Raw genomic sequence first — 16547 nt, forward strand, 5'->3', positions numbered from 1 at the left:
GGGCCTCAGGCTCCTGGAGGGCCCGTCGCCGCGGGAGCGAGGTGCAGCCGGTCGCGGATGAAGCGCACGGCGCCCTCCGCGTTGTCCACCGTCACAGTAAAAGTCCTGCCGTCGCCCAGCCGGAGCACCAGCGCCTCCCCCCGGCGTACGACGACCGCGGTGCCCTGCTCGGGGCGCCAGCGGTAGCCCCAGCCGCCCCACTGGCGGGGCGTGACCTTGGGGACGAAGTCCGCGCCCACCACATGGGTGAGCAGGATGCGGCGCCGGGGAAGCCCCGCGTGGCCGCAGCGGACCTCGAGGGCGTCGCCGTCGACCTTGACGGCCACATGCACGAAGGCGAGGGTGCCGAAGAGGATGAGGAGCCCTGCGGCGACGCAGCCGATGACGGACATGAGCAGCGGGGCGATCCCGGCACTCCAGGCCGAATCGACCGCCAGTTCGATGCCGAGCGCCAGGCACCCGGCTCCCACAGCCGCGAGCAGCCATTGGAAGCGATTGGTGGCCCGTCCCGTCCAGACCGTACTGGGGGCCTGGCTCGAACCGTGCCGCGCGTTGCCGGGGTGGTCCGTCATGCCAAGCAGCGTAACCGGGTTCCGCGCGCCCGGGAGGGGTCGCGCGGCCCCTCGGGGCGCCGGAACCGGTCAGAGCGCGGGGCTGACGGCCTTGAGCAGCAGGCCCTCGGCGTAGGCCATCGCGGGTTCGGGCAGGTCCCCGGCGTGTCCCGCGAGGAGCACGGTGAGGGTGCCGACCGGTTCGGCCGACGGAGCGGGAGCCGCTCCGATACGGCGCAGGGCCTGGGTCGCCACCGCCTCGGCGGAGCCGTGCAGCACGAGCGGGGCGCGGCCGGGGCGGTCGCCCTCCACGGCGGCACGGATGCGTTCGGCGACCAGTTCGTAGTGGGTGCAGCCGAGGACCAGGTCCGTCACCCCGGCCGGGGTGAGGGCGGCGGCGGCCGCCACCGCGCGGTCGATCGCCTCCTCGTCGGCGTGCTCGACGGCGTCGGCCAGCCCCGGGCAGGGCACCTCGGTCACGTCCGCGTCCCGGGCGAATTCACGGATGAGCCCGCGCTGGTAGGGACTGCCCGTGGTCGCCGGGGTGGCCCAGATGGCGAAGGGGCCGCCGCCCGCGGCGGCCGGCTTGATCGCGGGCACCGTGCCGATGACCGGCAGGCCGGGCTCCAGTTCGGCCCGCAGGGCGGGAAGGGCGTGCACGGACGCGGTGTTGCAGGCGACGATCAGGGCGTCCGGCCGGTGGGCCGCGGCGGCACGTGCCACGGCGAGCGCAAGCCCGGTCACGTCCTCGGGCGTGCGTGGCCCCCAGGGCATCGAACCAGGATCCGACGACACCACCAGATCGGCGTCGGGCCGAAGCCGGCGTACCGCGGCCGCTGCCGCGAGCAGGCCGATTCCCGAGTCCATGAGTGCGATCTTCACCCGGTCACCATAGTCGACCACCCTTGCGCCGCCGCCGGAGTGGTGCACACTTCGACGGATGAGCGCCGTTGCCTGGATCGCCGTGGGTTCGCTGGTCGTGTGGGTCTGGCTGCTGCTCGGGCAGGGGTTCTTCTGGCGGACCGACCAGCGGCTGCCCGTGCGTACCGAGGCCGAGCCGGAGCGCTGGCCGTCCGTGGCCGTGGTCGTGCCCGCGCGCGACGAGGCCGAGGTCCTGCCGAGGAGCCTGCCGTCGCTGCTCGCCCAGGACTATCCGGGCGAGGCCGAGATCATCCTCGTCGACGACTGCAGCGGCGACGGCACGGGCGAGCTGGCCCGCGCGCTGTCCGTACGCTGCGGAGGACTGCCACTGACGGTGGTGTCGCCCGGCGAACCGGAGCCGGGCTGGACGGGCAAACTCTGGGCCCTGCGGCACGGGATGGCGCTGGCCCGGCAGCGGAAGCCCGAGTTCCTGCTGCTGACCGACGCGGACATCGCGCATGAGCCGGACAGCTTGCGCGAGCTCGTCGCCGCGGCGGGGACCGAGGGCGCGGACGGCTTCGATCTGGTCTCGCAGATGGCCAGGCTCCGGGTGGCGAGCACCTGGGAGCGGCTGATCGTGCCCGCCTTCGTGTACTTCTTCGGGCAGCTCTACCCCTTCCGGCGGGTGAACCGGCGCGGGTCCCGGACGGCCGCCGCGGCGGGCGGCTGCGTACTGCTGCGTGCCGGAACGGCCGAGCGGGCACGGCTCCCGGAGTCCATCCGCCAGGCGGTGATCGACGACGTGTCGCTGGCCCGCGCGGTCCGCCGCGCCGGGGGCAGGATCTGGCTGGGCCTCGCGGAGCGGGTGGACAGCGTACGGCCGTATCCACGGCTGGCCGACCTGTGGCGGATGGTCTCGCGGAGCGCCTACGCACAACTCCGGCACAGCCCTCTGCTGTTGGCGGGCACGGTGTTCGGGCTGGGCCTGGTCTATGTCGCGCCGCCCGCCACCCTGCTCGCCGGGCTGCTGACGGGAGACCCGGTGGCGGCCTGGGCGGGCGGGGCGGCCTGGGCGGTGATGGCGGGGACGTACATGCCGATGCTGGGGTACTACCGGCAGTCTCTCTGGCTGGCACCGCTGCTGCCGTTCACCGCGGTCCTCTATCTCCTGATGACGGTGGACTCCGCCGTGCAGCACTACCGGGGCCTCGGTGCGGCCTGGAAGGGGCGTACGTACGCCCGCCCCGAGGCCGCACCGGAACCCTGAGCCGTACCCGGCGACGGCGACGGCACCCTGCGGCCCCCACTGCCGCTCGCCGCACCTCTGGGCCCCGCCGGACGGCAGCGGGGACCGGGAGGGGTCACTTGCGTCCGGGGGTCCAGTTCATGCCCCACCCGTAGGCGGCGTCTATGGTCCGCTGCGGGCTCACACCCCGCTGGGGCACGAGATAGCGGGCCTCGCGCTGCACGGTGAGGTCTCCCCCGTTGCCCGTGATCAGAGCGAGGGCGCACACGGTGGAAGGCACGGTGCATTCGTCGAGAGAGAAGTCGATCGCGGCACCGTTCTGCGGCTGGAGCGTGACCGTGGCATGCAGATCGGCGAAACTCCGGGCGCCTTCGTAGATGGTGACGAAGATCAGAACACGGCGCAGCCGGTCCTTGTGGTCGAGGTTGACCGTGAGGTTCTCTCCGGTGGAGACCGCGCCGGTGCGGTCGTCGCCGTCCAGATGGATAAACGGCGGCTGGCGCAGAGACCCGAAGGCGTTTCCGAGCGCCTGCACAACCCCCTTGCTTCCGTCGGTGAGTTCGTACAGCGCGCAGAGATCGAGATCGAGGTCGCCGTGCATGGCGACAGCTCTGCCGAGTTTCGCGCCCCAGCCCTTGAACTGCTTGCGCACTTCCCAGTTGAGATTGACGCGCAGCACTCCGGTGGTACCGCCCTGTTTCGAGAGCGAGACCGAGGGCGCTTCCTTCGTCAGCGTGACCTTGGTCAGCCTCACGGCCTGGGTGACGGGGGGTGCGGGTGGCGGCGCGGGGGCCGCTTGGGGCGCGACGGGGGGCGCCTGGGGCCGGGGAAGCGTCTGCGGGGGCGCCGGCTGGGGCTCGTTGACGGAGATGCCGAAGTCGGTCGCCAGGCCCGCGAGTCCGGTGTCGTAGCCCTGTCCCACCGCACGGAACTTCCAGGCGCCCTGGCGCAGATAGAGCTCGCCGAGGATGAAGGCGGTCTCGACCGTCGCGTCGGCGCTCTCGAAGCGGGCGATCTCCGCGCCGTTCGCCGCGTCCACGATCCTCACGTACAGGCCGGTCACCCGGCCGAAGGTCCCGCCGTCGGCCGAGGCCGCGACGACGACCCGGTCGATCGCCGGCTCCATACGCCCGAAGTCGACCGCGAGGCTGTCCGTGACACCGCCCCCGACGGTGCGCTTGCCTTCGTGGCGTACCGCGCCCGACGCGTGCGCCGGCTGGTTGTAGAAGACGAAGTCCGCGTCTCCGCGCACCTTTCCGGAGACGAGCAGGAGCGCCGAGGCATCCACGTCGGGCGTGCCCGGGGAGGCACGCCAGCCCAGTTCGACGCGCACGGCGCGGGCCGGCACCGCGACATTGGTTCCCTTTTGCATGGTCATGCTCGCCCCCATCACGAGTCCGGATGCCCGGAGAGTTTCCCGTCAACCTAATCCCCGGCCCACCTGTGAGCCCACAGTCCGGACCGGGTTCGCTCGCATTGGGGAAGCGGCCGGCTCAGAGCCCGTGAACCGGTTCCCCCTGTGTCACCGGCCCTCGCCGACGACCTCGACGGCGTCACCGAGGTTCGGCGCCGCACTCCTGGCGAGTTCCCCGGCCTGCTCGATGTCCGCGCTCAGGGGCACGACGATGCGTACCGCCGATCCGGACACGGCGTCGCGCCGCAGAGTCGCCGCGGCGACCGGATACCGGGCGCTCACCGCGTCGTAGGCGGCGACCGCCTCGGTGGGGAAACGGTCACCGAAGGCACTCTCCACCAGGAGACCCGGCCCCTCGACCTTGAGGACCGTCACTCCGGGGAGCGGCCGGTGGCTGCCGCCCTCGGCGGAGATGTCCTTGAACAGCACCATCCCGCCCTTCATCCCTGCCGCGTCGACGTCGATCCGCCAGCGGTCGGCCTCTCCCTTCCACGGCGCGTCCTCGATGTCTGCGCCCTTGACCTGGCCGTCGGCCTCCAACGACTGCCACAGCGCCAGGACTTCACGGGTGCGGGTCCTGTCCGCGACGACGGAGAAGGTGATGCCGCCCGCCGTGATCCGGCCACTGGTCGCGTCGTTGCGGGCGACGTACTCGCCCAGTTCGTCCGCCAGCTCCCTCACGCGGTCGGCCGGGGTGCCGTCCTCCAGAACCAGCGTGCCGGTGGATGTTCCGCTGAAGGGCAGGGTGTTGTTCTTGGTGGTGCGGATGTCCGCCACGTCCGGCGTGCCGGCCCAGCTCTCCTCGAAGTCCGCGGCAAGTGCCGAGCCCTTGTCGATGGCACAGCCGGTCAAGACTGCCAAGCCCAGGACGAACGCGCCGATCCCTGTCGGCCACCGTGCGGCGTGCCGTCTCATTGCCGTCTCCTTCGAAGCGGGTACCGGGACCCGGACGGGCCGTCAGGTCCTCAGATCCGGCCGTGGACGGCCATTGTGACGCAGCCGGAGGCGGCGCCGGGGGTGCGAGCGCAGCACCGGGTGGAGGCTCCAGCCCCGCTCCGAGGCGACACGCAGGACGTAACCGGCCCCGGCCCCCCGGAAGAAGTGGGCCCCGAGTTCCAGATCGCGTTCGTACGGAGGGGTGTCCACCCGCCGGGTCTTCTTCTCTACGAGCCGGTCCACTCTCGCCCGGTAGTACGCCGAGTCGCCCTCCTTCAGCAACGCCACGGGGGTCACGCACCAGAGCGGGAGGAACGGCACCTGACCCAGTGTGGCGTCGAAAACGCGTACCGCGCCCTTCTCCGCCCTCGGCACCACGTAGACGATCAGCTGGGCCACCGCCGCCACGCCGGAGAAAGCGATCGCGAGGAGGATCCACACCAGCCACCAGAACGGCAGGAACACCACGGTCACGGGGATCAGCAGCCATCGCAGGGCTGCGTGGCGGACGGGCAGCGGCCCCCAGGCCGGATCGTCGTGCACGGCGGTGTCGTCCCCCTCGGCTTCGCCACTCCTGACGGTGCGCGGCCGAGCCTACCCGGCACGCTCCGCGGGGCCCGACCCGCCCGGAGGCCGGCGGAGACGGGGTCCCCCGCTTCCGCCCCTGTGCATCCCGCGGCCAAAGGGTGTTCGGCGGCGACGAGTTCGGGCTCCGCGAACGCGCGCGCAATTCGCTCCGGACGGCTCGGTATGCGGTCGGAGGCGTCGGGGAAAATCATGGTCGCGCACGAACGCGAATCACTCCGCCCGGGGTCTTCCCAGTGCCGGAGCCCGGGGAAGGCGCGGGATCGGCTCGGGCGGGCGACGGGGTCCGACGGTCATGGCCTCCGGGCTCTCGCGATCAAAGCCTCCGCCGGGAGAGCGCGCGGGGGTCGCCCTTTGTAGCCTCTCCGCCACTTCTCGTTAACCACGGACCCTCCCGCGGAAAAGCCTCCGCGTTAACAGAGGCATTAACGATTTCGGTGGGTCCGGCACACAGAACCAGCGTAAAACGGATAACCCCAAGATTGGGACTCCCCAACCAGCACATCGTGGGCTTAACTTATGTGTCATGACCTCCCCCCGCTCCACCTACGGCAGCGGCTACTACGCCGCGCCGTCGTTCCCCGACACCCCGATCTACGACTCCCTGGTCGCCGAGCGGGGGACCCCTCAGATCGCACCGATCCGGGTCCCTGCCGCCTACGACACCGGGAACAGCTACCTGCCGGCCCTTCCCTCGGCGCTGCCCGCCCTGCCCGCGGCCCCGTCCCAGAACACCGGGTCCTACGGCTACCCGCAGCAGGCGGCGCAGCCGCAGTACCAGAACGCCGGGATGCAGCAGGCGCCGATGATGCAGCCCGCACAGCTGCAGCACGCGCCCGCGCCGTACATCCCCCAGCAGCCCTCCGCCCCGCGCGGCTACCAGCAGCAGCCGCCGCAGCAGCCGCAGCGCCCCGGCACCGGGTACGAGGCGATGCGCCCGGCCTCGCCGCGGCCGGCGCCCGCGCAGTCGCCGTACGAGGACCCCTACAACCGTCCGTACCAGGGCCGGGGGTACTGACCGGCGCTGCCGGGCCCCGTTCGGCGGGGGGCCGGCTGGCAGGATGGGGGCATGCCTCCCGCAGTTCTGAGCGCCGTGCGCGTCCATCCCGTCAAGTCGCTGGCCGCGTGCGCGGCCGACGAGGCCGTCGTCGAGCCATGGGGACTCGACGGTGACCGCCGCTGGATGCTGATCGACGGAGAGGGCACGGTCGTCACCCAGCGTCAGCAGCCGCGCATGGCGCAGCTGTCGGCGCGGGTGCTGCCCGGTGGCGGGTTGTCGCTGTCGGCACCCGGGAGCGAGCCGCTGCGGGTGGAGGTGCCGGATCCGGGCCTCCTGCTCGTCGCGCAGCTCCACAGGAGCAAGGTCGAGGTGGTGGAGGCCGCCGAGGCGGCACACGCATGGTTCAGCACGCGCCTCGGTGCGGAGGTCCGGCTCGTCCATCTCGACGCGCCGTCGCACCGCAGGCCCGTCGATCCGGCGTTCGGCCTGCCCGGCGAGACCGTGTCGCTGGCCGACGGCTTCCCGCTGCTGCTCACCACGCGTGCCTCGCTCGACGCCCTCAACGCGCTGATCGCGCGGGGCGGCCACCCCGACGAGGGTCCGCTGCCCATGAACAGGTTCCGGCCGAACGTGGTGGTGGACGGCACGGCGCCCTGGGCCGAGGACGGCTGGAAGCGGATCGCGATCGGGGAGGTCGTCTTCCGTGTGGTGAAGCCGTGCGGCCGGTGCGTCATCACGACCACCGACCAGCGGACGGCGGAGCGGGGCAAGGAGCCGCTGCGTACGCTCGCCCTCCACCGCAGGGCCGGAAAGGACCTCCTTTTCGGCCAGAACCTGATTCCCGAGGGCACCGGCGTGATCCGGGTGGGCGATCCGGTGCGGGTCCTCGGCTGACGGTCCGGGCCTCGCGGCTGGGGGAACTAGCGGCGCCGGAGGGAGTGTTGGCGGCGTGAGGTTGCTCTCTCTTCTCCGTCCGCGGACGTATTCGCGCGTCCGTCGGGTTATCACGGACAGGGAAGGGGGTGCATGAACTGTGCGAGCGGTTCTGGGAATCCGGCGGTGGAGGCACAATCCGGTGTGCCGGTCCACCGACCGTCACGAGGCGTGGGTGGCACTGCTGGCCCTGTTGGTGATGGTGCTGGCGGCGCCGGTGCTCGGCTGGGTGTGCGGTTCGCTGACGGACGACGCGCTCCAGCAGGCGGTGCGATCCCAGCACGCGGAGCGCCGTCTCACCTCTGCCGTCGTGGTCCGCGAGTCCTCGGGCGCATCCCGTTTCGCCCGGGACCCCGAGGCCGCCGTCACGGAGGAGTCCACCCGCACCTCGGTGGTGGCCGGTTGGCGCGCCCCCGACGGCACGGCGCGCACGGGCACGGTGTCGACCACGTCCGAGGAGACCGCTCCCGGCACCCGGATCAAGATCTGGACGGACGAGAAGGGGCGGCCCGCGATGCGCCCCATGGACACCTCCACGGCCCACACCCACGCGGTGCTCGCGGGCATCGGTGTGACCCTGCTCGCGGGCGGCCTGACGGAAGTAGCGCGCCGGCTCGTGGTCTGGCGCATGACGCTGCGGCGCTACGCCCGGCTCGACCGCGCCTGGGCCGAAGTGGGACCGGACTGGGGCAGAACGGGTACCGGTAGCTGACCGGGAGCGCTTTCCCTCCCCCTCGTCTTCGGCCCGGCAGGGTGCTTCAGCGGCCGACCCGTCAACTCGCGCCCGTCATGCGCGCTACGGTGGACCGGCCCGCCGAGCTCCTCGGAAGGCGGAGCGGCGGTCTGCCGGAGTACGGGCGGACCGCGCACATGCGGACGGGCACGAGGCAGCGCACACAGCACGAGGTGGGGGCACAGCAGCACCATGGCACAGGGCACGGTCCAGGTGACGCACACCGGCACATCGCGATGGCGTCGCCGCACGGGCGAATACGCTTCCCTCACCGCTGCCCTGGAGGCCGCCGCGGACGGTGACGTGCTCACCGTCGCCCCCGGCACCTACCGGGAGAATCTCGTCATCAGCCGGGCGGTGACCCTGCGCGGTCCCGAGGGTTCCTCGGGCTCCGTACGGATCGCGCCGGCCGACGGGGTGCCCCTGACGGTCCGCGCCTCCGCCGTCGTCCAGGACCTGCACGTGGAGGGCCAGGACTCGGCCGCCCCCGCCCTGCTGGTCGAGGAGGGCGCGCCCGAGCTGACGGATCTGCGCATCGTGACGCGGTCGGCCGCCGGCCTGGAGGTGCGGGGCGCGGCCCGGCCCACGGTCCGCCGCTGCACCGTAGACAATCCGGCCGGTGTGGGCATCGCCGTACTCGACGGCGCCGGTGGCGTGTTCGAGGAGTGCGAGATCGTCTCGGCCGGGCAGTCCGGTGTCTCCGTGCGCGACGGCGCGCATCCCCGTCTGGAGCGCTGCCGGGTGCATCACTCCTCGGGTGCGGGGCTGAGTGTGACCGGGGAGGGCAGCGGCCTGGAGGCGGTGGGCTGCGAGGTGTACGAGATCAAGGGCAGCGGGGTGCAGGTCACCTCGCGCGGCGCCGCGCACCTCACCGACTGCACGGTGCACCGCACCTCCGCCGACGGGGTCACCCTGGACACCGACGCGGTCCTCACGCTCGCCGACTGCGACATCCACGACATCCCGGAGAACGCGGTCGATCTGCGCTCCCGCTCGGTACTCACCCTGACCCGCTCCACCGTGCGCAGGTTCGGCCGCAACGGCCTCTCCGTGTGGGACCCGGGCACCCGGGTCGACGCCAACCAGTGCGAGATCCACGACAGCACGGGCGACTACCCGGCGGTCTGGGTCAGCGACGGGGCCACCGTCATACTCGACTCGTGCCGCGTCCACGACGTGCCCGACGCCCTCTTCGTCCTCGACCGGGGCTCGCGCGCCGATGTGGTGGACAGCGATCTCTCCCAGATCCGCAACACGGCGGTCTCGGTGAGCGACGGGGCCACCGCCCAGCTCGACGACTGCCGCATCCGCGAGGCGTCGACCGGTGCGTGGTTCCGCGACCACGGCAGCGGCGGCACACTGAACAACTGCACCATCGACGCGGCGCAGACCGGTGTCATCGTCACCAAGGGCGCCGACCCGACCATCGAGCGCTGCACCGTCACCTCCCCCGCGGAGGCCGGTTTCTACGTCTCGGCCGAGGGCCGGGGCACCTTCGACAGCTGCCGGGTCACGGGGAGCGAGGGATACGGCTTCCACGTCATGGACGGGTGCCGCTCCACCCTGACCCGCTGCCGGACCGAGCGGTGCGCGCGCGGCGGTTACGAGTTCCCGGAGGGCTCCGCGCACGGCGACGGGCACACGGGCGGTCCGGTGGCCCAGGACTGCACCAGTGACGAGAGCGGTCTGCGCGGTGCGGCGCCCGCGCCGCCGCCCACGGTCCTGACGGCGACGCAGACCACGCCCGGGCTGCTCGGGGCGATGCCCGGGCAGCGGACGGCCGAGCCCGCCGCCGCGCCCCCGGTGCCCGCCGAGCCGGTCAGGGACTCCGCCGCCGTGCTCGGTGAACTCGACGCCCTGGTGGGCCTGGACAGCGTCAAGCGCGAGGTGCGGGCGCTGACCGACATGATCGAGGTGGGCCGCCGCCGCAAGCTGGCCGGCCTGAAGGCGGCCTCGGTGCGCCGGCACCTGGTCTTCACCGGCTCCCCCGGCACGGGCAAGACGACCGTGGCCAGGCTGTACGGCGAGATCCTGGCCTCGCTCGGTGTGCTGGAGCACGGCCACCTCGTGGAGGTGTCCCGGGTCGATCTGGTCGGTGAGCACATCGGGTCCACGGCCATCCGCACACAGGAGGCGTTCGACCGGGCGCGCGGCGGGGTGCTGTTCGTCGACGAGGCGTACGCCCTGTCGCCCGAGGACTCCGGCCGTGACTTCGGCCGGGAGGCCATCGACACGCTGGTGAAGCTGATGGAGGACCACCGGGACGCGGTGGTGGTCATCGTGGCCGGATACACCCACGAGATGGAGCGCTTCCTCACCGTCAACCCCGGTGTGGCGTCCCGCTTCTCCCGGACCATCACCTTCAGCGACTACGAGCCCGAGGAGCTCCTGCGGATCGTCGGGCAGCAGAGCGAGGAGCACGAGTACAGCCTGGCGGAGGGGACCGGGGAAGCGCTGCTCAAGTACTTCACGGCGCTTCCCAAGGGCCCGGCCTTCGGCAACGGCCGGACGGCCCGCCAGACCTTCGAGTCGATGGTCGAGCGGCACGCAGGCCGGGTCGCCCAGCTCACCGAGCCGAGCACGGACGACCTGACGATGCTCTATCCCGAGGACCTTCCCGCGCTGCCCTGAGCCTCGGCGCCCGCCCCCTGGACACCGCCGGCCGCCTGCTGCGGAACGACGGGCCCGAGCCGCTCCAGGAGCGCGGCCCGCTCCACGGCGAAGACGGGGTCGGCCTGGTAGTCGGAGTGTCCCAGGACCGGTTCGGGGAGCGGGAATTCGGGCGTCCGGCCGTAGACGAGCGGGTCCTTCAGCGGACCGCGGTCCACCTCGGGGCCCTGCCCCTCGTCGATCCTGACCGGTCCGCCGATCGGGTCCGTCGCACGCCAGAGGTTGCGCCAGCAGTGGACGGACCTGTGGAGCCCGTCCAGGGCCGCCGGACCGAAGTACGCGGGGAACCACCGCCCGTACAGCCGCTCGATCGGAGAGCCGTAGGTGAGCAGCGCGACCCGGCGCCTGGCCGCGTCGGGAAGCTGCCAGACCGCGGCGGCGGCCAGCACACTGCCCTGGGAGTGGCCGGAGATGACGAGCCTGCCACGGGTGCTCCCCGTCCAGGCGCACATGCGGGACGAGAGGTCGGGAACGGCGCGCTCGGCGTAGCAGGGCGGTGCGAAGGGGTGGGCGGCGCGCGGCCAGAACGTACCGACGTCCCAGAGGATGCCGATGGTGCGCCGCGCCGAGGCGTCCCGGTAGGCGCGGCGGCCGCAGGTGACGAGCACGATGACGCCGAACCCTATGAGCCAGGAGCCGGTCGCCTGGGCCGCCTCGGCGAACGATTCGACGAACGGGGCCGTGCCGTCCATGGCCAGGCCGGGGACCTCTCCGGTGAGCCAGGACCCGGTCACCGCCGCGGCGCCGAGCAGCAGGGTGGCGGCGGAGAGCAGGCCGAGGATGCCGGGTGCGGAGTCGGTGAGGGCGGCGGCGGCCCTGATGCGCGCGATCTGTCCGGTGCGACCGGGCTCGGGGTGCTTCTCCTCGTACTCCGCCTCGATCACGGGTCCCAGCCGGCGGGCGCGCCGCACGGTGCGCGCCGCCAGCCAGACGACGGGTACCAGCAGGAGCAGCAGCAGGACCGGGATGACGGCGGCCTGCCAGCTGAGGAGCACCGGCGGGCCCGCTATGGCGGAGTCCGCACCCATGCCGGGGGTGCCGGGGCCGTCGAGCCAGTCGGCGACGCGCTGGGACATTCCCCCGGACATCACACCGCCGAGCGCGCAGGCCAGCATCGCGACGGCGGGGCCGCCGAGTCCGCGCAGGGTGGTGCGCGGCTCGGGTGTGCGCCGGTACAGGGTCAGTGCCACCGCGGCGAGTACGACGACGAGCACGCCCTGGCCGAGGGTGAGGACACGGAAGGCCGTCTCGCCGGGCAGGGTTCCCGAGGACGTCCAGCCGGGTCGCGACCATCCGGCGTACACGACGCCGGTGGCCAGCAGGGCCAGGGCGGCGCCGGGGAGGTAGGTGATCACGGCACGGTCGAGCAGGTTGTCGACGCGCCGCTCGCTGCGCCCCCGGTGGCAGACGACCGCGACGACGAAGAGGGCGCAGAGGACGAGGGCTGCCTCGAAGAGGACTCCGATCACCTCGGGTACGGGGCTGTCGGCGGCCCGGTCGTGCCGGGCCGCCGTTCCTCCGACGGCGGCGGCGACCGTGAGGAATCCGGCCGCGGTGTGCGCGGCGCGCAGCCGGGCCACCAGCCTGCGGCCGTACCAGAAGCCGGGCCGGCCGAGGGCCGGGCGGACCAGTGGTGCGGCCGTTTCCTGCGCCTCCTCGGCCTCGGCGGCCTCGGCGTCCGGTTCGGCCTCTTCCTCCCAGGTGAGGGGGCGCTGGGCCTCGTAGGCGCTCCAGGTGCGGTTGGACAGGTACCAGAGCAGCCCCACCACGGCGACGGGCACGAGCGCGGCGACGGAGAGCCGGCGGCCGGGCTGGGAGAACCACCCGCCCTGTTCGGTGGAGAGGAAGCCCAGCCAGGAGCGCCGGCCGGCGCATCCCGGGGTACCCGCGCACTGCCAGGCCACCAGGTCGAGCGCGACCTCGCAGGCCGCGGCGGTCAGGAGCACGGTGAGGCTGAGCGCGACCAGCCTGACCAGGACCCCGTACAGCCGGACCGCACCGGTGCGGCCCCGGGCGGTGGGGCGCATCCAGTGCGCGAGGTTGACCACCATGAACGGGAGCAGCAGCAGCCAGAGGGCCCGGGAGCCGTTGCCGGAGGTGAGGTTGGACCAGCAGTATGCCTCGGCGACCGGTCCTTCCCGGTGTCGCTCCGGGTGATGCTCGGCTCCCACGTCCTCGGTACGCCGGTAGATCGCGGCCGTGGTGTCACCGGTGATCCTGGTCGTACGCGGATCGCCGAGCATCTCCTGCGGGGTGGCTCCGCCGACGCCGTGGACGAGCAGTTCCAGCGCGGCGCCACTGCCGGGCGCGGCCTGGGGGGCAGGGGCCAATTCGGTGGCTCGCTCTCTGGACCGTCCGGCGCGCGGCCGGCGGGAGGGGGACGGCTGGGGTTTTGGGCTGATGCCCAGTCACCACCATCGCGGACGAAAGGCACCCGTCGCCGGGCTCTCACCGAATCTCCCCAGTGAACCGGCCCGCGACACTGCGTGGCAGGATGAGGACGTCCCGCAGGGCGGCTGCCGGACCGTGCGTACCACAGAGGGAAGGACCGGGCCCGGCCTTGAGCGAGAATCAGAACCTGCTCGCCGAGCAGCGGCGCGCCCTCATTCTCGACGATGTGCGCAAGCGCGGCGGGGTCAGGGTCAACGAGCTGACCCGCAAACTCAGCGTCTCCGACATGACCATCCGCCGGGACCTGGACGCGCTGGCGCGTCAGGGGGTCATCGAGAAGGTGCACGGCGGAGCCGTCCCGGTCGTCGAGGCGAGCACGCACGAGCCCGGCTTCGAGGCCAAGTCGACGCTGGAGCTGAGCGCCAAGGAGGACATCGCGCGCACGGCGGCCACCATGGTCGTGCCCGGCAGCGCGATCGCGCTCTCGGGCGGTACGACGACGTTCGCGCTGGCCCGTCATCTCGTCGACGTCCCGGGCCTGACGGTGGTGACCAATTCGGTGCGGGTCGCCGATGTGTTCCACGGCGCGCAGCGTCCGACGGCGGCGGGCGCGGCACGGGCCGGGGCTGCCACGGTGGTGCTCACGGGCGGGGTCCGCACGCCCTCGGACTCGCTCGTCGGTCCGGTCGCCGACCGTGCGATCGACTCGCTCCACTTCGATGTGCTGTTCATCGGGGTGCACGGGATCTCGGTCGAGGCCGGTCTCTCCACGCCGAATCTCGCGGAGGCCGAGACGAACCGCCGTCTCGTACGCGCCGCACGGCGGGTCGTGGTGGTCGCCGACCACACCAAGTGGGGGACGGTCGGGCTGAGTTCCTTCACCGGGCTCGACGAGGTGGACGCCTTCGTCACGGACGCGGGCCTGCCGGACGAGGTCCGGGAGGAGATCGAGGAGCATCTGCCGGGCCTGATGGTGGCGGGCGGCTCCCCGGAGGCGTAGTCGGCGGCTCGCCTTCCGCTCCGCGTACCGCGATGGCCCGGACGTCCTAGGATCGATGTGTGGCCGTATTCCGCATCGAGCGTTTCACTCCCCTCCCCGCCGCCGAGGCGTGGCGGCGGGTGACCGACTGGGAGCGGCACGGGGGCACTGTTCCGTTCACCTCGGTCACCGTCCCCACAGGGCTGCCCACCCGGGCCGGGACGGTCTTCGTGGCGCGGACCGGTGTGGGGCCGCTGGGCTTCGACGATCCGATGGAAGTGGTGCGGTGGACGCCGCCGTCCGCGGGCCGGGCGGGGCTGTGCCAGTTGGAGAAGCGGGGTTCCGTGGTGCGCGGCCGGGCCTCGATCGACGTGCGCCCGACGGGTTCGGGCTCGCATGTGATCTGGGTCGAGGAGGTCCGGATGAGGCTGGTCCCCGGCTGGGGCGACCCTCTGGTGGCGCGCGCCGGGCGGCGGATCTTCGGCCGGGTGCTCGGCACGCTGCTGGAGGACTAGACCGGCCTGCGTCCGGCTCAGGGCCAGACACCCGTGGCCAGGAAGTGGTCGATGGTCTCGGTGTACGGCCGGATGTCCATGCCCTGCCCTCTCAGCCACTCGTCGGAGTAGTACTTGTCCAGGTAGCGGTCGCCCGGGTCGCAGAAGAGGGCGACGACGCTCCCGGTGCTGCCCCGCTCCACCATCTCGGCGACGAGCCTGAGGGCGCTCCACAGCCCGGTGCCCGTGGAGCCGCCCGCCTTGCGGCCGATGGCGCGCTCCAGCACCCGTACGGCCGCGACACTGGCCGCGTCGGGCACCTTCATCATCCGGTCGATGGCTCCGGGCACGAAGCTCGGTTCCATGCGCGGTCTGCCGATGCCCTCGATGCGCGACCCGCAGTCGCTGGTCGCTTCCGGGTCGCCGTGGACCCAGCCGTCGAAGAAACAGGAGTTCTCCGGGTCGGGTACGCAGATCCGCGTGTCGTGCTGCATGTAGCGGACGTAGCGCCCGATGGTCGCGGACGTCCCGCCCGTCCCGGCGGTGGCGACGATCCAGGCGGGCTCCGGATACCGCTCCAGCCGCAGTTGCTGGTAGATGGATTCGGCGATGTTGTTGTTGCCCCGCCAGTCGGTGGCGCGTTCGGCGTAGGTGAACTGGTCCATGTAGTGCCCGCCGGTCTCGGCCGCGAGGGCGGCCGACTCCTCGTACAGACGGCGCGAGTCGTCGACGAAGTGGCACTGACCGCCGTGGAATTCGATCAGGCGGCACTTCTCGGGGCTGGTCGTCCGGGGCATCACCGCGACGAACGGCACGCCGATCAGCTTCGCGAAGTACGCCTCCGAGACGGCGGTCGAGCCGCTGGAGGCCTCGATGACCGGCTTGCCGCGCCGGATCCAGCCGTTGCAGAGTCCGTAGAGGAAGAGCGACCGGGCCAGCCGGTGCTTCAGGCTGCCCGTGAGATGCGTCGACTCGTCCTTGAGATAGAGGTCGATGCCCCAGTGCTCGGGCAGCGGGAAGCGGAGCAGGTGGGTGTCCGCAGAACGGTTTGCGTCCGCCTGGACCTTGCGTACGGCTTCCTTGAGCCAGGCCCGGTAGTCCGGATCGCTGCGGTCGACGTCCAGGGTTTCCATGACGCCGCCCTCGGGTCTGTTCCCACTGGTGTCCATCAGCGCTCTCCTTCGGGTGACGTCCTGCTCCGCGACTTCCACGATATTCCCCCCACCTGCGCAAACGTTTACTTTGATGGCCCATAGCCCTCCCTTGGCCCAGGGCTCGGGCTTCCGCGCGGTCCGGGAGCCGTACGCCGGAGGGAGCGGTTCCCGAGGGGGCCTGGTGCGCGCGCCTCGCGCGGGGCAGACTTACAGAAGTCTGCACAAGGGGGGTGAAGTCGCCATGGCCGAAACGGAATTCAGCGCGGCGGATTTCAGCACGGCGGAGTTCAGCGCGAGCGACGTGCGGATCCGGCGGTGGGCGCGGTCGCTCACCAGAGCGGGTCAAGTGATCATCAAGGACGGCAGGCTCGCGCTGCTGACGAGCAACGGACGCGAGATCGACAGCGCCCCGGTGACGGCGGTGAGCGCCGGGAGGCCGTGGTTCGCCGCCGCCGGCTCCGCGGTCGCGCGCATCAACGGGGTGCGCTACCGGCTGACCATGGGCCAGCGCAACCGCAGGCCGGGCGGTGCCGTACCGGTCCGGCGGTTCCTGGAGGCGGTGAGGAACGCGGCGGGGCGCCGGAGCTGACGCTACGGTGC

General features: G+C 72.3%; 15 protein-coding genes. 8 read left to right on the top strand and 7 right to left on the bottom strand.

What is annotated here, in order from left to right; all coding sequences use genetic code 11:
* Nucleotides 1–5: 5 nt before the first annotated feature.
* Together AMK10_RS22980 and AMK10_RS22985 are read right to left on the bottom strand one after the other, a co-directional pair.
* Nucleotides 6–572, bottom strand: a complete 567-nt coding sequence (locus tag AMK10_RS22980; RefSeq protein WP_073749781.1) for a hypothetical protein — start codon at nucleotides 570–572, stop codon at nucleotides 6–8.
* A 69-nt stretch (nucleotides 573–641) separates the two neighbouring features.
* Nucleotides 642–1433 carry a glutamate racemase gene (locus AMK10_RS22985; protein ID WP_073749782.1) on the bottom strand — a complete coding sequence of 264 codons (792 nt, stop codon included), beginning with the start codon at nucleotides 1431–1433 and terminating at the stop codon, nucleotides 642–644.
* A gap of 58 nt (nucleotides 1434–1491) precedes the next feature.
* Here AMK10_RS22985 and AMK10_RS22990 point away from each other — a divergent pair, with 58 nt between their 5' ends.
* Entirely contained in the window at nucleotides 1492–2679 is a 1188-nt protein-coding gene (locus AMK10_RS22990) for a glycosyltransferase (protein ID WP_073749783.1), read from the top strand.
* Between the two features lie 94 nt (nucleotides 2680–2773).
* On the opposite strand, the gene AMK10_RS22995 is transcribed toward AMK10_RS22990, so the two are convergent.
* From AMK10_RS22995 to AMK10_RS23005, 3 genes are all read right to left on the bottom strand, one after another.
* Complete coding sequence (locus AMK10_RS22995) at nucleotides 2774–4048, bottom strand: TerD family protein (RefSeq protein WP_073749784.1); 1275 nt, start codon at nucleotides 4046–4048, stop codon at nucleotides 2774–2776.
* Between the two features lie 132 nt (nucleotides 4049–4180).
* Entirely contained in the window at nucleotides 4181–4933 is a 753-nt protein-coding gene (locus AMK10_RS23000; RefSeq protein WP_143194978.1) for a hypothetical protein, read from the bottom strand.
* A 96-nt stretch (nucleotides 4934–5029) separates the two neighbouring features.
* Complete coding sequence (locus AMK10_RS23005) at nucleotides 5030–5551, bottom strand: hypothetical protein (RefSeq protein WP_073749786.1); 522 nt, start codon at nucleotides 5549–5551, stop codon at nucleotides 5030–5032.
* Between the two features lie 568 nt (nucleotides 5552–6119).
* Here AMK10_RS23005 and AMK10_RS23010 point away from each other — a divergent pair.
* The 4 genes from AMK10_RS23010 (at nucleotide 6120) to AMK10_RS23025 (ending at nucleotide 10890) form a co-directional block, all read left to right on the top strand.
* Nucleotides 6120–6611, top strand: a complete 492-nt coding sequence (locus AMK10_RS23010; RefSeq protein ID WP_073749787.1) for a DUF6643 family protein — start codon at nucleotides 6120–6122, stop codon at nucleotides 6609–6611.
* A gap of 51 nt (nucleotides 6612–6662) precedes the next feature.
* Nucleotides 6663–7487, top strand: a complete 825-nt coding sequence (locus tag AMK10_RS23015) for an MOSC domain-containing protein (RefSeq protein ID WP_073749788.1) — start codon at nucleotides 6663–6665, stop codon at nucleotides 7485–7487.
* 139 nt (nucleotides 7488–7626) lie between these two features.
* Nucleotides 7627–8238, top strand: a complete 612-nt coding sequence (locus tag AMK10_RS23020; protein ID WP_073749789.1) for an Rv1733c family protein — start codon at nucleotides 7627–7629, stop codon at nucleotides 8236–8238.
* A 213-nt stretch (nucleotides 8239–8451) separates the two neighbouring features.
* Complete coding sequence (locus tag AMK10_RS23025; RefSeq protein ID WP_073749790.1) at nucleotides 8452–10890, top strand: right-handed parallel beta-helix repeat-containing protein; 2439 nt, start codon at nucleotides 8452–8454, stop codon at nucleotides 10888–10890.
* Here the strand turns inward: AMK10_RS23025 and AMK10_RS23030 are convergent.
* Nucleotides 10860–13172 carry a hypothetical protein gene (locus AMK10_RS23030; protein WP_241839668.1) on the bottom strand — a complete coding sequence of 771 codons (2313 nt, stop codon included), beginning with the start codon at nucleotides 13170–13172 and terminating at the stop codon, nucleotides 10860–10862. The two genes, AMK10_RS23025 and AMK10_RS23030, sit on opposite strands and share 31 nt — an antisense overlap.
* 317 nt (nucleotides 13173–13489) lie before the next feature.
* Here AMK10_RS23030 and AMK10_RS23035 point away from each other — a divergent pair, with 317 nt between their 5' ends.
* Together AMK10_RS23035 and AMK10_RS23040 are read left to right on the top strand one after the other, a co-directional pair.
* A complete protein-coding gene (locus AMK10_RS23035) occupies nucleotides 13490–14320 on the top strand; it encodes a DeoR/GlpR family DNA-binding transcription regulator (RefSeq protein WP_073749792.1) in 831 nt (276 codons plus the stop codon).
* Nucleotides 14321–14379: 59 nt separating this feature from the next.
* Nucleotides 14380–14814, top strand: coding sequence for an SRPBCC family protein (locus tag AMK10_RS23040; protein WP_073749793.1), 435 nt, complete (start codon nucleotides 14380–14382; stop codon nucleotides 14812–14814).
* Between the two features lie 17 nt (nucleotides 14815–14831).
* Here the strand turns inward: AMK10_RS23040 and AMK10_RS23045 are convergent, their stop codons facing one another.
* A complete protein-coding gene (locus AMK10_RS23045) occupies nucleotides 14832–15962 on the bottom strand; it encodes a PLP-dependent cysteine synthase family protein (protein ID WP_073749794.1) in 1131 nt (376 codons plus the stop codon).
* 226 nt (nucleotides 15963–16188) lie between these two features.
* Here AMK10_RS23045 and AMK10_RS23050 point away from each other — a divergent pair, with 226 nt between their 5' ends.
* Nucleotides 16189–16536 carry a hypothetical protein gene (locus AMK10_RS23050; RefSeq protein WP_073749795.1) on the top strand — a complete coding sequence of 116 codons (348 nt, stop codon included), beginning with the start codon at nucleotides 16189–16191 and terminating at the stop codon, nucleotides 16534–16536.
* Nucleotides 16537–16547: the final 11 nt, after the last annotated feature.

It is taken from the genome of Streptomyces sp. CB02058, assembly GCF_001905505.1.
GTDB lineage: Bacteria > Actinomycetota > Actinomycetes > Streptomycetales > Streptomycetaceae > Streptomyces.

Excerpts from the sequence above, each read along its gene's own strand:
- AMK10_RS22995 (WP_073749784.1), bottom strand. The coding sequence starts at position 4,048 with ATGGGGGCGAGCATGACCATGCAAAAGGGAACCAATGTCGCGGTGCCG.
- AMK10_RS23050 (WP_073749795.1), top strand. The coding sequence starts at position 16,189 with ATGGCCGAAACGGAATTCAGCGCGGCGGATTTCAGCACGGCGGAGTTC.
- AMK10_RS23045 (WP_073749794.1), bottom strand. The coding sequence starts at position 15,962 with ATGGACACCAGTGGGAACAGACCCGAGGGCGGCGTCATGGAAACCCTG.
- AMK10_RS22990 (WP_073749783.1), top strand. The coding sequence starts at position 1,492 with ATGAGCGCCGTTGCCTGGATCGCCGTGGGTTCGCTGGTCGTGTGGGTC.
- AMK10_RS22980 (WP_073749781.1), bottom strand. The coding sequence starts at position 572 with ATGACGGACCACCCCGGCAACGCGCGGCACGGTTCGAGCCAGGCCCCC.
- AMK10_RS23015 (WP_073749788.1), top strand. The coding sequence starts at position 6,663 with ATGCCTCCCGCAGTTCTGAGCGCCGTGCGCGTCCATCCCGTCAAGTCG.
- AMK10_RS23025 (WP_073749790.1), top strand. The coding sequence starts at position 8,452 with ATGGCACAGGGCACGGTCCAGGTGACGCACACCGGCACATCGCGATGG.
- AMK10_RS23010 (WP_073749787.1), top strand. The coding sequence starts at position 6,120 with ATGACCTCCCCCCGCTCCACCTACGGCAGCGGCTACTACGCCGCGCCG.
- AMK10_RS23030 (WP_241839668.1), bottom strand. The coding sequence starts at position 13,172 with ATGCTCGGCGATCCGCGTACGACCAGGATCACCGGTGACACCACGGCC.